The organism is Paenibacillus sp. FSL H7-0331 (genome assembly GCF_001956045.1).
The window spans coordinates 1-14500 of the sequence record NZ_MRTH01000032.1; the positions used below are offsets into that span (position 1 = coordinate 1).

A 14500-nucleotide genomic window follows, 5' to 3' on the forward strand; every position below is an offset into this window, starting at 1 on the left:
ATGATTAAAACGAAAAATCTTGCCATAGGGCGTTCCTCTGTCTGCAAAAGCTTGCGCGTGACTTTCCCCTTTGGACACATCCAAACCAATGACAGGGTTCACATAATCACTCCAATTATATTTTTCACCGGCAACCCCTAACCTTCTTGTCGTCCACATTATGGCATGTGATTCGGGATCATGGTCCCAACCAGCCTAATCATGGTTTAGCAAGTAGGGGGGATGAACTGTATAGCTCTCGGGATCCATCTCCCACGGGCAGAAACGTTCGATCCCCGGCTACCGCTATCTTACGTCCACACAAAAATAAGGTCTACCAGAAAGATCTGGTGACCTCATAATACGAACGGGCAGGATAGTGTGGTGCCTACCTTGAATACATAAGGGTAAAGCTAATTGTTTGCTGTAATCGCGAATGGGTCGCATCTTTAAGGAAAGCAGGCACCACATGAAACTCAAAGGAACTATGACAGAACAGTCATATCGAGAAGAATTAATAGCATCAAAATCTCATTTGTTCAATGAGATATCCATGTGTAGGTTTTTAAACATAATTAGAGAGACATTTCCCGCTGTGAAGACAGCCTACGTTTTATCTTGGACACCAGAACAAGGTGAGGATATCATTAGCTTTCTTGTGGATACTCACTCAGTTATTAAGATTGAACTGGACCGTTATGATAAAACACTTGTTCCGATAGTCGATGTGTATCCAATTGAAAATTGGATGAAGGGACTTAGTAAAACGTTTCAGATTAAAATCGCAGTAGCCTTCGATTTAGCTATGAATGATTTAATATAAGGCAATTAAGGTAATTGCAGTAACAAGTACTAACGGGAAACTATAGCTCAATAAACAACTAAGACGCGGCTGCTGGCATCGGGGCATGGGTTTGAATATATGTGTGCAGGCGATTTTATTCAGCGCTCTTAGGTTCAATAAGGCTGCGGTTACGTAGAGTTTATTGGTGTTGCGATAAAGAATCAGGGCTCATATTATCGGCAGCTCCGCTCCATGACAGTCGTCCATCTCCTGATTCCACTTGGAGAACCTCCCCAAAAATACGTTTGTGATCTACCGCGAGTGAATGAGCCGATCCAAATTTTGAATGCGTTGTTGCATGAAAAATCCCCTCTCATCGTCGTATTTTCCTGACCTATGCATTTTGATATCTATTCTATGGTCAAAATATATACTGATATGGCTTAGAGAAGACATGCCGTTATATTTTTCAATAGAAACTGACAAAAAAGTATCCCAACATTATAATTGTTTAATATATCCTATAGCGGCACTGACTAGGAGGACGGCATGAAATTTCAACCAATGTATGATGATGGGGAATTATTTCTACCGAAGATCGAATTAAATATGACATCGAACCAATCGATTGGCATTATAACGGACTTGAAGCGAAAACAGCTTTTAATGAATCAATTAGTGAATCATTCCCAATATTATTTATTTCGAGCTCAGCAAAAAGAGTATATGCGTTTAACGGTGGAAGAGCTAATCAATTTTCTAATCAAAGTAACGGAGAGGAATGACCATGTCGCTTTGTTATTGGATTATTTTGCTTTAAAAGAAGAACGGAAGATAAAAATCAAGGATTTAAGCTCATCGAAAAGGATGTATGTGACATTACTGCGTGTCTTTTTTGCGCATCAGCCTACACTTGTACTGGAGGAACCCTATTTTTACTTGGAAGAACAAGATCGTCGTCAATTTAAACGGATTCTGGATGACCTTTCGAAAGAAAAGCGGATTTTAATTTTAACTTCGAATTTAGAGGATGCCATTATTTCCTGTGATGCCATTTATCGATTGAACGAGTTCGGATTTCATCAATTAGATATCCGGGACTCAGAAGAGGATAAGCAGGAAGTACAGAAACAAGATGAGGCCAATATAACCTTGCAGAAGATATCTACAAAAAGAAAAGACAAAGTGATTTTATTTAATCCGCCTGAAATCGATTTTATAGAAAGTATAGATGGTTCGATCCTTGTTCATGTGGGTGGAGAAAATTATGACTGTGCTTTGACGCTAACCGAGCTCGAGCAGAAATTGTTAAATTTCGGGTTTTTCAGGTGTCATCGATCCTACATCGTTAATCTGCAAAAAGTAAGAGAGATTATTACATGGACGAAGAATAGCTACAGCTTGCGATTAAATACAGGTAAAGACGCCATAGTTCCGTTATCTCGTTCAAAATTGCATGAATTAAAAACACTTCTTAACATTTAACTTCCGGGGTCGAACCAATCAAGCATTGGGTGGTACCATTCAGGCGATAACAGCTACATTTCGGCGGTTTTTGATGGCTGGAAGCATGCAATTTGTATATGTTTAAGTCATCAACTCTAAGGAAGTGGTGTTTATGGATGTTATCCAAGTAGAACGTATTCGAAAGAGATTTGGAAATAAGGATGCGTTAGCCGATGTGTCTTTTTCAATTCCACAAGGGGAAATTTTTGGTTTCCTAGGTCCGAGTGGTTCAGGAAAAACGACATTAATAAAAATTTTAACTGCGCAGTTAAATCCGACAAGTGGACAGGCAAGTGTATTTAACCAGCCAGCGGAGATGATGCATCAGTCTTCACAGAAGATGCGCTTTGGCATTTTGACAGATAACAGTGGTCTATATGAGAGATTAACTATTGAGGAAAATCTAGAGCTGTATCACCAATTATATGATCTTCCCAGATCTTCAATCGATAAGGTGCTGCAGTTTGTAAACTTAAGCAGAGAGCGGAAAAAGAAAGTCAATCTCCTATCGAAAGGGATGCGTCAGCGTGTCATGTTGGCATGCGCGATTATCCATGAGCCGGAATTATTATTTTTAGATGAACCTACTTCGGCTTTAGATCCAGTAAACTCATCACATATTTATAAAGGCTTACGCTACTTAAATGAGAAAGGGACAACGATTTTTTTAACTACGCATGATATGGCTGAAGCAGAATTGATATGTAATCGTGTAGCGATTTTGTATCAGGGACAAATCCAAACCATCGGCTCACCGAAGGAACTTAAACGACAGCATCGGGAAAACGTAGTTTGTGTTGACTTAATAAATGGGGAAACATACGAGCTCCCGTTAGATGAGGGAACGGCTGATCAAATAGCTGATTGGATGAAACGAGGGTTAATTGATCGATTAGAAACGAAAGAGCCAAGTCTAGGTGATATCTTTATTCAAATGACAGGAAGTGAGTTACTATGAGTATCTCATTAAAACGTGCCCGGGCGATATTTGTGAAGGATTACAAAGAGTTTTCACGTAATTATGCGCTCTCTATTATGTTGATTTTTCCAATTATCCTCGCACTTCTTTTTCGGGGGGCAGGTTCGTCTTTACCTGGAGCTATCGGTTTTCTTCTAAATACTTCGTTTGTATTACTAACATGTTTCGCACAAGCATGCTTGATTGCGGAAGAAAAGGAGCGTAACACTTTACGGTCATTAATGATGACTCCGGCCACGACCATGGATGTTCTAATCGGTAAAAGTACTTTAGTCTTTGTCATGTCTGCTGTTGTTCTGGCTATTGCTACGTTTATATTTGGCTATAAGCCAGCTAATATATGGGCGTTTGTCGCAGCAATCATTCTTTCGATTATTCTATATACAGCAGCCGGGACGATATGTGGTTTATTCTCCAAGACGTTGCTGGAAGCATCATTATCTATCATTCCTGCAGCGATAGTATTTACTGCGCCTCCAGTTGCAACGTTACTATTTGGTGATTTTCCGATTTTCAAAGTACTGGATTATACACCAAGCGTTCAACTTGTGCAATTGCTAAATATACGCAATATAGGCTTTACGACGGGAGACTTAATAAAACCCCTCCTCATTATTTTGGTATGGACGGTTGTATTAACGATTGTATCTGTTATTTTGTATCAAAGACGGTTAAAGGATGAGTAGGATAAAATTTATTCCAAATCTTGCTGTTGTTATAGAGTTTGATTATACTCTAGCCACTATAGAATCGCGTATTTCCACAGAGGAGGGACCAAATTCCGATGAATTTAGTCGTCAAGTTGATGCAAAAATTCAAAGACCGAGATACCCAGAATAAGCTGAAAGTCTATCAGGACAAAGTGGAGCTCATCAGGAAACGGAATTTGGAAGCATGGGACGATCAACAGCTTCAAGCGGAATCCCTCCGGCTGCAAGAAGAAGCAAAATCGGGTACGCCTTTGGATGATCTGCTTGTCGATGCTTATGCATTAGTCTGCGAGGCAGCGAAGAGAAAGCTCGGATTACAGCCTTACGATGTCCAGATCATGGCTGCCATGGCTCTGCACGAGAGATTTGTGATCGAGCAGCATACCGGTGAAGGAAAAACGCTCTCTGCTGTTATGCCTGCTTATCTAAATGCGCTGACCGGCGAAGGCGTTCATGTGCTGACTTTTAACGATTATTTGGCAAATCGGGATGCGGAGTGGATGGGCCCGATCTATCGTTTCCTTGGGTTAACAGTAAACTCGGTTCAAGCGGGTATGAGCCTGTTTGAGAAACGGGAAGCGTACGCCAAGGATATAACTTATGTTACGGCTAAAGAGGCGGGATTCGATTATTTGCGCGACACGATCGCACTTAACGAAGCCGATACCGTGCATCGTCCTTTCCACTATGTCATCGTCGACGAAGCGGATTCACTGCTTCTCGACGAAGCGCGGGTGCCGCTAGTCATCACCGGCGAGTCGGGCTCTTCCAGCGACGACGGCATTCGTTTCGCAGAAGTGGCTCGGCAGCTCGAGCAAGATGAGCATTACGACTTCGACGAGTTCCAGCGGAACGTTTACTTGAACGAAGCAGGCTCTGCGAAAGCGGAGTCGCTGCTGGGATGCGGCAATTTGTATGATAGCCATAATAGTCATTTGTTAACGTCATTAAATTGCGAGCTCCATGTGGAATCTTTATTAAAAAAAGACGTCGATTACATCGTCAAGGACGGTAAAATCGAGCTGATCGAAGAATATACCGGCCGCGTGGCGGAGAACAGGTATTTGCCGGACGGGCTGCAAGCCGCGCTTGCGGCCAAAGAAGGGCTGCAGTCGAAAGCCGGCGGGAAAATTCTCGGGATGATCACCCTTCAACACTTCATTAGCCTGTATCCGAAGATTTGCGGAATGACGGCTACCGCGCACGCTTCCGCAATGGAATTCAAAGATATTTATGCGCTGCAGGTCGTGCAAATTCCACCGAACCGGCCAAACATACGGATCGACCATCCGCACCGGATTTATACCCATAAAGAAGCCAAGCTTAAGGCGCTTGTACAGGAAATCTCGTCCGTCCATGCGAAAGGACGTCCAATTCTCATTGGTGCGTCAAGCGTCGAGGAGTCTGACATGCTGGCGGAGGCGCTAGCGGTTGCCGGCGTACTTTGCCATGTTCTGAATGCGAAAAACGACGCAGAAGAAGCCGATATCATCGCAAAAGCTGGAGAAATTGGCGCCGTGACGGTGTCTACGAATATGGCGGGACGCGGCGTTGACATTCGGCTCGGCGGCGGCAACCCCACGCAAGCAGAAGTTGTCGCCATGCTGGGAGGATTGTACGTGATTGGTACGCATGTGAATGAAAGCGTGCGGATCGACGACCAACTGCGCGGGCGTTCTGGCCGCCAAGGCGACCCTGGAGCTTCCGTATTTTTCATAAGCTTGGAGGACGAGTTGTTGCTTCGGTTCGGCATCAATAAAGCGATTCGCGCTCCCAGGCAGGATGAGGCACTCGAAGAGTCGGTGCTCCGCAGCAAAATCGCGCATATTCAGCGCGTTATTATGGGCCAAAACTTCCATATCCGCCAGGAACTGAACAGTTATTCGGATATGGTGGAGGATCAAAGGCGAATCTTATACGCGGAGAGACTCGGAATTTTGAATGGCGAGAAGCCGATGAGCCCTTCGGAGCAGCGGGTACGGCTTTTTTATATCGACGAGTTCTGGGCTGACCATCTTGCATACGTTTCTTACATTCGCGAAGGCATCCACTTGGAGAGCCTTGTCAGCGGCAATCCGATCGACGAATTTCATGCACAAATCACCCAAGCATACGAGCAAATTCCAACTAAAATAAATAGCGAGTCGGCGAATATGCTTGTAAGGCTCGGAGGTTCGAATGATCCGGCGAAGTGGGAAGAGTTCGGTCTGAAGAGCCCTACTTCCACTCGGACTTATATAATCAACGATCAATACATCCAGAATAAGCGCAGCTCATGGACCGCAATGACTGTATTTGCTTTTGGGATTCGCAATATTTTGAGGCCGATATTCAAACTGTCAGAATTTTGATGCAGCGTAGCTTGTTCAAGGATGAACGGGACGAATACGAGCGAACGTTCGATTCATCCTGTGCTGAAAATGTTGAAGCGAAGCGTTGACTCCGTGTTGACTTCGGACAATAAAATATACATCGCAAGGGCGTACTTGCCCCATGGTGATGTATTCAAAGTTGAAGTGCGTTGAATTAAATCTGTTTTCCTAGAATCTGATTATATATCTTGTCCGCTTGGATTCCACAATTTTATAATCGATATAAACATACCACTGCCGTCAAAGCTATGGCGGCTTTTTTGCACTCATTTTGAGAGGGGGATTTATATGCCGAATGCAACAGCAACACGTGAACGACTGACTTCCTCTGTGACCTCCTTGCATCATCCACTCGATTATTACTTCGGCCTCTTCCTTCGAGCCAAAGAGACAGAGGGCTTGAAAATATGTACGATATGGGGGCAACGAACGATTTTTACTATCTCGTCGCCTTCTTCCCCGAACCTCTTCAAACCGACCGAATTACGATAGAAGGCGGTCTTACTCAGCTGGGCAACAAAATGGGGAATATCCCCATTCGCCAAGGGCAATGGAATTTCGATTTTTCCATCGATATGAAGAAAGCTAATAAAAAGACAACCATTACTCCGCTGAAGGGAAGCTATACCACTCCGGACGGAATGACGGTTCGATTGAAGCGGTTGACCCGGATGGTGCAGGGAGTTCGCTTGGAACACGACACCGAACTCAGTGAGGAAGCCTTGGCACGTTCACCACAAGAATTATGGAAGCAACAAGGTTTGAAGTTTCATTTGGAGGATATGCAAGGGGGGGGGGATCCAAAGCGTTAATTCGAGAAAAGTGGCACCGGGTTTTGTGATGACTCAGTCCCGTAACCCCGGGGACAAGCCTGGTATGATGCAATGGAGCTATACGTTTCAAGATTTGCCACTGGACAGCCCGTACACCTTCATATTTGATGGTTATTTCGTCTCGGAGCGCGACGATGCTTCGGTGCAGTTTGAGCCGTCCAAGCTAAAAGTTCAACCGTTTCCTTTCCGTTTTGAGGGTGACGATCTTATGTTAAGAGATTTCACTGTGGAATCCCCACCGAATACGAATGGAGAAGAAGTGGAGGGATCCTTGCATCTAGACGGTACGCTGTGGAATGAGTATTTGCAAAGCGAATGGAGGTTAAAAGTACCCAATGGTAAAGAGTATACGATCACAATGCGCGGCGCTTCGACAACGGAAGGGTCTTCTGGATGGAAAGACGGTTATATTCGGCTCGGCGGACCAAATTTAGGTGGTCTATTTGAATTCCGCGCTCCGGGGCTTACAGAGATACCGGACCGGCTTCAGCTAACTCGGACGGTAGTGGATCGGCTTTATACCAACGTGGATTGGTCCACACCGGTAAAAGAAGAAAGCTAGCAACCGTGAAGGCAAGCTAACGCTAGTCTGATTAATGCAGGACTGGGGGTCCAGTTAAGCTTAATAAAAACGATAGCTCAATAAAGAACAACAAATTCATAAATCCGAGTGCTATTGGTTTCTTTCATTGCAGTTACTAGTATCTCTAGTTCGTTCTCCTGTTTCATCTTTGATCCCATCCTTTTCGGTCTTTTCTAAATCATCACCCGAATTGGCCGGTTGTTTAAAACACAAGTTCATTCTATATAGTACATTCAGTTAGAGGGAACGCGGTGTGCTGGGAAACTAGCACGCTCCGTGTGGAGCAGGGGAAAAGCTGGAGATCACTTCAAATGCTTACCTATTGCAACCGTTTGTTTAATATAGATCTCGGGCGCAGGCTAATGGTGATTTCATAGAAATAGGGTGACAACAAAGTGATTTACGAGAAAGTGCACACAATGCATGACTGGTGGGACGGGCTAAAAGCAGGTGTAGCAGAATATCAAGGAATTCCTTATATTTTCACTAAAAATTTCAGTGAGGAACTAGATGATTACGACGACTACTATTTGCTAAACCCTATCACAGATATAATCCCATTCGTATTAGTCCATTCTCTTTCCACAATCCCATTACTATGGGCTTTCGTAATTCAGGATTAACTCTTCCATATCACAAATTTTTAATATTTCCCTTATTATTATTTTGAAGAGAGCAATCAAAGAGTTAGGTTGACAGTTAAAACCAAATAATATTTTATAGACTATAACATTAATCAATTATTTTTCCGATAATGACAAGTAAGGGCTTTTTTTTAAAATAATAGACTATGGTTATAGTCTATTATGTAAATGTATTACCCTATGAAGAGCCTAACGATAAATTATCAAGAAACGCGTTACTTACCTACCATCAACGCGTTTAGATTTGGTTTCTGCACAGCAGTATATCGACCAGATGCTCAAATGTATTGCCGTTAAGAGTAGGATGCGTTTGTGTTGGTAATTGTGCTTTCCTTGCTTTTATTGGGGTAGAAAAAGGGTGGTTACCTTGCACAATTTATAGTATGAGGAGTGTTTGCCATGAAAATTTCGATTCATTCAGGAAACGAACAGATTGCGAGAAGCTTAAAAGGCAGAACGTGGAAAGGTATTTCCCCTCAATCCGGCGAGAAACACAAAATGATAAAGGAGGATGAGTTATCGATAAGCAAGCGAGCCAATAACCTTTGGAATCAAAACGGTGGGAAGAGAACTATGACGGAACGTTTAATGGAACAAAAACAACAAATCGCGGAGCGCAGAAGTCAATACATATCAAAAGCCATGGAAAAAGATATGGACCCGGAAGTCATAAAACTGGAGCTGGAGGAGTTTGATACTCAAATCGAAGAGATCGAGAATCAAATCCGAAAGCTCCAGCTTGAGGAACAACACAAAGCGATAGGTATGGATAAAGAAAGCAAAAAAGAAGAGGGCAATAACGATGATGATGAAGTCCAGAGTCACGGTTCAATAAATCCTAGACAGGTAGAAGATCCTCTTGCATCGAACACGATGAAAGCACTGATATCGGTGAGCAACGAAATGAAACAAACCAGCAGTGTGAAGATGGCGCAAATTACATTGAATAGGGAATCCAAAGCTTGGGAATTTAGCGACCCTGCTCGTTCTAAGGCGCTTAAAAGCAAAGCAGAGGATTTAGATGGAAAAATGATAGAAATTTCAGGGAATGCAAGTAACGAGATCGCACATGCTATCGAAAAGGATAAAAAGGAAAGTTTACACCATCACCAAATTGAAAGCGAGGGAGTCGACTTCACCGAAGCTGTTAATGTTGACCAAGTTTTTGACACTCCAGAAGAAGAACAAGAGCCCTCAAGCAAGACAAAAGTGCTAGGTGGTGGGAATCCAACTCATGTACAGGAATTAATAACCTACTCGGTGATTAGCAATAACAAGGAAATAATCAGAGGGAATACGGTAGATCAAAAGATCTAACCTGCTGAGATCATAACGAAAGATATCGCACACGAAAAAGTTTTTATGATATTCGTAATTGGATAATGGATGACGAGTGCGAGGAGTCGGCTTGGTCCGCACCTTCATGACTCCGACATCTGGGTATGCTTCTCTTTATTCCAGGCATTTAGAGCATTAAGCCTTCCCTACTTTGATGTCGTATTGATCATAGACAATATTGTATTGGAAAAGCTGAATAGGAGAGAAATTTGATGATCAACAAAGATAATCGCATCTCGCTTTCCGAATTGATCGTCATGAAAGAAATTTGGAAAGAACTGAGATGTACTGCAGCCGTAATCGTTGAGAATATTTCCCTACGATCCGTGTGGCATTTTCGAACGATCAAAGCATTGCTTCGCAACCTGGTGAATAAAAAGATGGTCGGTTTCACGGTGGACGAGCACGATAGCCGGGTGTACTTTCTCAAGGATAGCCAAATAACAGAAGCCGAGGCGCCTGCTGAATAGCAGCGTCGATGGAGAAACGGGCGGTAAAGCGAGATCTTTTTGGCTTACCTGCAACTTGCCTGGCAATTTGCCGCACCCGCACCGTCAACTGTGATTGTCCTGCAAACCAATGGACTCCTGCTCTATGACGGATGAACAGACTACTGTTCCACTCCCCTTGTTGGATAAGAAGCAAGCCATAACGAACGCCTTCTTCTTTGCTCAGCAAGCGCAAAACTTGCGCATCGCAGCACATCTCAATGTCTTCAGTTGTCCATCCGAGTGTGCATATCCAGAGGACAAGCAGAGTCTTGGCTGACAATTTCATATTCATTTATATAACCTATAAGGCTTGGTTTGCATGCCAACAGCTTCTTGACTCAGATTAAGGGAGATAGCTTTCATATCTATTTCACCAATCTTAAATCAATCTTAAATCGTTAACAACAGTGGCGGAGAATGATAAACTGTATGATAAACTGTATGTACGATATCAGGAATGACGAGGAGGTCGAGCGTGTGCAAAGAACGGTGCTGCTCGTCAATGATGACCACGATATTGTGGAGTTGTAGAAGCTTTTTCTGGAAAAGGAGGGCTTGCGCATTTTAGAAGCTTATAATGGCATGGAGGCGTGGACCTGTATTCGTCAGGAAAAGATAGATATGGTTGTGCTTGATATTATGATGCACCGACTGGATGGCATTCAATTACTGCAAATGCTTCGCACAGAGTACAAGCTACCCGTTATTCTGCTGTCCGCCAAAAAGCAGGACAACGATAAAATTATGGGTTTGAAGCTCGGTGCAGACGATTTTATCGCGAAGCCGTTTAATCCGCAGGAGGCGGTGGCCCGTATTCAGGCTGTCCTGCGGCGGACCTATGAGTTTAATGAGCCCGTCCCGTATGATGAGCTTGATCAAGCTGGGCAAAGTGTCGTCGGGGAGCTGACGCTTGATCATCAAACCTGTGTATTGTACAAGGTGGGCCGGAAGATCCCGCTGACAGCAATCGAATATAAGCTGCTGACGATATTTATGAAGTCGCCCGGACGCATATATACGAAGAAGCAATTGTTTGAGAAGGCCTGGTCTGAACATTATTATGAGGATGCCAATACGGTTATGGTGCACATCTCCAGATTGCGCGAGAAAATGGAGGACTCGCCCAAGCAACCCGTCTATATTCGCACGATTCGCGGGCTTGGCTACAAATTTGCCAAGAAGGATGGTTTTGATGGGAAATCCTTTGAGGAGGGATAAGCTGTTTTACTGATTAATGAAATCCTATCTCTTCTTCGCGATTACGCTCGGGGTGGTCAACCTGGCCTTCATGTCCTTGGTGCTGGATACGGACAGCCAGACCATCGAGATCTCGATGCCGGGGGTGTTCTTGCTGCTGCTGCTGTTTGGCGTCAATGTGTATGTCTACAGCTTGTGGACAGCCAAGCGAATTACCCGGCCGCTGGAGCATATTGCGGATGCGATTCAGCGAATGGAGAAAGGGCAGTATGCCGAGCGCCTCAATATTACGGCCGGCTATGAATTTGGAGTCATACAGCAGCACTTCAATGATATGGCGGAGACGCTGGGCCGGACAGAGCTTGAAAACCACAGGCTGCAAGACAGCAAGCAACAGATGCTTGCCGACCTGTCACATGATCTGATGACGCCGATGACAACGATAAAGGGCTACGCCAAGGCGCTGCAACTGGGGATGGTTGACAGCGAAGGGAAGAAGGAGCGGTATTTGCAACTGATCTATAACAAGGCCACACTTGTTACCTCGATGATTGATGATATCTTCAATCTGTCCAAACTGGAGCGCGCAGATTATCCACTGTCGGCTGAACCAGGGGATATGACTGAATTGCTCAGAGAGATCGCCGATGATTACTATGATCAATTTGAGGACAAAGCAACCCGTCAGTAGAGGTAATAATAGCGGCCTAATGACGCCAATCTGATGCAGAGGGCGATATCCAATCTGCTGGCCAATGCGCTGCTGCATAACCCGCCCGGCACGGAGGTTGTTATCCGCCTTGAGGACACTGCTGCTGCTGTACGTCTTGCTGTGATTGATAACGGCATCGGCATTTCGGATCGGTTAAAGGAATTGATCTTTGATCCTTTTGTGCGGGGAGACACCGCTCGGCAGGGGGATGGAGGGACTGGGCTTGGGCTGGCAATTGCAAAGCAAACGCTGGAGCTGCATGGTGGTGAGCTGAACCTTGACACAAGCAACGGCCGGCCGGCGTTTGAGCTTGTTCTGTATAGGAAGATGCCGGCTTGAGAAAAATCGGGAGAGAGGAACCAGGAACCAAAACGGAACAGCATGGCTCCTGTTGGAGACTTATGACGACAAGCCGCAAGACGAACGGCAGAGACCATTGCGGCTGAAATTGACGTGAATATGGAGCAGTATCCCTCTGCCGCCCAGATGTGCTCTTGGGAAGGGTTTTGTCCGGGGCAGAACGAAGTTGCAGGGAAACGAATCTCTGGAAAAACACGTAAAGGAAACAAAAAGCTCCTGCAAGAACGAAGAGAACGTACTTATCCAGCCAATATCACCGCATTGCAACACGCGGTGGTGCCAATCGTGCAACCGTTGCCGTAGCTCATAGTATATTATCGATGGTCTACTATATTCTCAAACGAAGGCAACCTTATATTGAGCGTAGCCCCACCTACTACGAAAAAAGAAAACGTGACGTGATCATCAAACAATCGATTCGGAAGCTTGAATCTTTAGGCGTTTCAATAACGATTGACACCGCTGTCTCCTAATTATTTGATCATTTAGTTAAAGACTTTATCAGCAACCCGAGCCGTTCTCACTCTGTTTGAGGGTCGCTTTCCTATTGCCATTTTCGCTACTTTCGGTGGTGATATTTTCAGGATAGACTGGAGTCATTGATCCAATGCAGATCATGGTGTTAGAAAGCGTCAAGTCCATTAAATGGGGTAGTACCAGCGTAGCTGACACCACTCGCAAACGTATGGATGTAAATGTGAGATCGCTCTAATTTCGAGAGTTCTCTGAGGAGACTCTTAACATCCTAACCAACCTAACCAAGTTGCGATTACGCTAACAGACAGATTTATTTAACGAGGACCGTTCGTCTGGTACAAGAATTAAGGTTTTATGTGAGATGAAAATGAGAATTTGATTTGCGAAATATACTTAAGTGAGAGGCAGGTTAAAGCTATTGAACAAACGATTTGAAATACGGAAGGCAATCAATGGACTTTCCTCGCAAGAAGCAAAGCAGTTCCTCACGATCATCAAGCTTCAACTGGATATAGATGAAGCGAGCAACGATGCAAAAATAGATCTATATAAAAGCTTGAAGGAACTCTTCGAGAAACTTCTAGTTCCTGATAATCGAATATCGAAATGGGAACCGAATGCTGCCACCACGAAGGTACATATTGTGTTCGGTGATTCTATTGCCGGAAGTTTGAAATTTGCCATTAAGCAACTGGGATATGCGGATACGAACAAGGTGATATGTTTTCGCGATCAGTTTTCTATGGGTCCTCTATGGCAGCTTCATGAGGAAACTGGACAAGCACATAGAGGTGAGTGGTTCATAGACCACATTAACAATGGGAACGATGAGGCTGATTATGATTATGATACCTATCATCAAAGACTAACCGAGCAAATCGCCCATATTCCAGCTGAAGCTTCCATTGTCATATGGAGCGGAAAAAATGCTCACGAACAGGTGGGGTTACGGTATGCAGTTTATTTGCTAAGGAACAGTCAGAATAGTATATTTGTTTTTAATGCTGAGGAAGCTTGCGAGAGGAGGTTCAATACTTCTGATCGACAAATCGACTATTTACATGCAGGTGAAATCCCCCCTGAGAAGCTTCAGACTGTTTTTGGAGAAGCCGAGGAAAGCGGGTCTATAGCATGCGAAACAAGACAGTTACTGGAGCGTGAATGGTTATCGCTTGCAACACATCACGAGGTGTTGCATATATGGGATGGAGAACGGATCCTGAGCGTCGATGAACATTTTTTCGATTCCTATTTGCTGGAGGCTGTAGAGAAACTACATACCTACAGGTCAAATAATGACTTTATTAAGGCTGCAAGGGTAATAGGCGAAGCAATCGGATACTGTGATCAATACATCAGTGATAGCTATTTTGAATACCGACTGAGGCAGCTTATTTACAATGGATCCTTGGAAATCAAAGGTGTACCACGATCGATGAGATTCTACAGTGTAAGGCGTAAATGAGATAAAATATCTTCAATACTTCGTTACGCTAAAACCAGCTAATATCTTGTCAATATCTTTCTCTTAAATT

At 44.0% G+C, this 14500-nt stretch carries 13 protein-coding genes and 2 pseudogenes; 14 read left to right on the top strand and 1 reads right to left on the bottom strand.

The window, feature by feature from the left end:
* The first annotated feature begins 448 nt into the window (after window positions 1-448).
* The 9 genes from BK127_RS31235 to BK127_RS31280 all read left to right on the top strand — a co-directional run bounded on the left by BK127_RS31235 (window position 449) and on the right by BK127_RS31280 (window position 10198).
* A complete protein-coding gene (locus BK127_RS31235) occupies window positions 449-802 on the top strand; it encodes a hypothetical protein (protein ID WP_076236024.1) in 354 nt (117 codons plus the stop codon).
* 510 nt (window positions 803-1312) lie between these two features.
* Window positions 1313-2248 carry a LytTR family transcriptional regulator DNA-binding domain-containing protein gene (locus tag BK127_RS31240; RefSeq protein ID WP_076236025.1) on the top strand — a complete coding sequence of 312 codons (936 nt, stop codon included), beginning with the start codon at window positions 1313-1315 and terminating at the stop codon, window positions 2246-2248.
* Window positions 2249-2381: 133 nt separating this feature from the next.
* Window positions 2382-3227, top strand: coding sequence for an ABC transporter ATP-binding protein (locus BK127_RS31245; protein WP_076236026.1), 846 nt, complete (start codon window positions 2382-2384; stop codon window positions 3225-3227).
* On the top strand, window positions 3224-3934 hold the full coding sequence (locus tag BK127_RS31250) for an ABC transporter permease (RefSeq protein WP_076236027.1): 711 nt from the start codon (window positions 3224-3226) through the stop codon (window positions 3932-3934). Before BK127_RS31245 ends, BK127_RS31250 begins: the two co-directional genes overlap by 4 nt.
* 98 nt (window positions 3935-4032) lie before the next feature.
* A complete protein-coding gene (locus BK127_RS31255) occupies window positions 4033-6309 on the top strand; it encodes a preprotein translocase subunit SecA (RefSeq protein ID WP_076236028.1) in 2277 nt (758 codons plus the stop codon).
* A 428-nt stretch (window positions 6310-6737) separates the two neighbouring features.
* The gene (locus BK127_RS31260) at window positions 6738-7142 is read left to right on the top strand and encodes a hypothetical protein (RefSeq protein ID WP_076236029.1); all 405 of its coding nucleotides are present in this window, start codon (window positions 6738-6740) and stop codon (window positions 7140-7142) included.
* 10 nt (window positions 7143-7152) lie between these two features.
* Window positions 7153-7725: a hypothetical protein gene (locus BK127_RS31265; protein ID WP_076236030.1), complete on the top strand. Its 573-nt coding sequence runs from the start codon at window positions 7153-7155 to the stop codon at window positions 7723-7725.
* Between the two features lie 1064 nt (window positions 7726-8789).
* Complete coding sequence (locus BK127_RS31275) at window positions 8790-9707, top strand: hypothetical protein (protein WP_076236032.1); 918 nt, start codon at window positions 8790-8792, stop codon at window positions 9705-9707.
* A gap of 233 nt (window positions 9708-9940) precedes the next feature.
* Window positions 9941-10198, top strand: a complete 258-nt coding sequence (locus BK127_RS31280; protein ID WP_076236033.1) for a BlaI/MecI/CopY family transcriptional regulator — start codon at window positions 9941-9943, stop codon at window positions 10196-10198.
* Here BK127_RS31280 and BK127_RS44045 read toward each other — a convergent pair.
* Window positions 10155-10499 carry a M48 family metalloprotease gene (locus tag BK127_RS44045; protein ID WP_179097671.1) on the bottom strand — a complete coding sequence of 115 codons (345 nt, stop codon included), beginning with the start codon at window positions 10497-10499 and terminating at the stop codon, window positions 10155-10157. The two genes, BK127_RS31280 and BK127_RS44045, sit on opposite strands and share 44 nt — an antisense overlap.
* Window positions 10500-10696: 197 nt before the next feature.
* On the opposite strand from BK127_RS44045, the pseudogene BK127_RS31285 reads away from it, so the two are divergent.
* From BK127_RS31285 to BK127_RS31305, 5 genes and pseudogenes are all read left to right on the top strand, one after another.
* Window positions 10697-11437: pseudogene (locus tag BK127_RS31285) on the top strand (response regulator transcription factor).
* A gap of 16 nt (window positions 11438-11453) precedes the next feature.
* Entirely contained in the window at window positions 11454-12107 is a 654-nt protein-coding gene (locus tag BK127_RS31290) for a histidine kinase dimerization/phospho-acceptor domain-containing protein (RefSeq protein ID WP_076236034.1), read from the top strand.
* A gap of 33 nt (window positions 12108-12140) precedes the next feature.
* Window positions 12141-12467, top strand: coding sequence for an ATP-binding protein (locus tag BK127_RS31295; protein ID WP_076236035.1), 327 nt, complete (start codon window positions 12141-12143; stop codon window positions 12465-12467).
* 75 nt (window positions 12468-12542) lie between these two features.
* Window positions 12543-12961 (top strand): annotated as a pseudogene (locus tag BK127_RS46105) (transposase); the annotation flags it as partial.
* Between the two features lie 422 nt (window positions 12962-13383).
* Window positions 13384-14430, top strand: coding sequence for a DUF1835 domain-containing protein (locus BK127_RS31305; RefSeq protein ID WP_179097672.1), 1047 nt, complete (start codon window positions 13384-13386; stop codon window positions 14428-14430).
* Window positions 14431-14500: the final 70 nt, after the last annotated feature.

What these genes read in the sequence shown, in the direction of transcription:
- BK127_RS31295 (WP_076236035.1), top strand. Translation starts at nt 12,141, where the DNA reads ATGCAGAGGGCGATATCCAATCTGCTGGCCAATGCGCTGCTGCATAAC.
- BK127_RS31235 (WP_076236024.1), top strand. Translation starts at nt 449, where the DNA reads ATGAAACTCAAAGGAACTATGACAGAACAGTCATATCGAGAAGAATTA.
- BK127_RS31280 (WP_076236033.1), top strand. Translation starts at nt 9,941, where the DNA reads ATGATCAACAAAGATAATCGCATCTCGCTTTCCGAATTGATCGTCATG.
- BK127_RS31255 (WP_076236028.1), top strand. Translation starts at nt 4,033, where the DNA reads ATGAATTTAGTCGTCAAGTTGATGCAAAAATTCAAAGACCGAGATACC.
- BK127_RS31260 (WP_076236029.1), top strand. Translation starts at nt 6,738, where the DNA reads ATGTACGATATGGGGGCAACGAACGATTTTTACTATCTCGTCGCCTTC.
- BK127_RS31240 (WP_076236025.1), top strand. Translation starts at nt 1,313, where the DNA reads ATGAAATTTCAACCAATGTATGATGATGGGGAATTATTTCTACCGAAG.
- BK127_RS31250 (WP_076236027.1), top strand. Translation starts at nt 3,224, where the DNA reads ATGAGTATCTCATTAAAACGTGCCCGGGCGATATTTGTGAAGGATTAC.
- BK127_RS31245 (WP_076236026.1), top strand. Translation starts at nt 2,382, where the DNA reads ATGGATGTTATCCAAGTAGAACGTATTCGAAAGAGATTTGGAAATAAG.
- BK127_RS31290 (WP_076236034.1), top strand. Translation starts at nt 11,454, where the DNA reads ATGAAATCCTATCTCTTCTTCGCGATTACGCTCGGGGTGGTCAACCTG.
- BK127_RS31275 (WP_076236032.1), top strand. Translation starts at nt 8,790, where the DNA reads ATGAAAATTTCGATTCATTCAGGAAACGAACAGATTGCGAGAAGCTTA.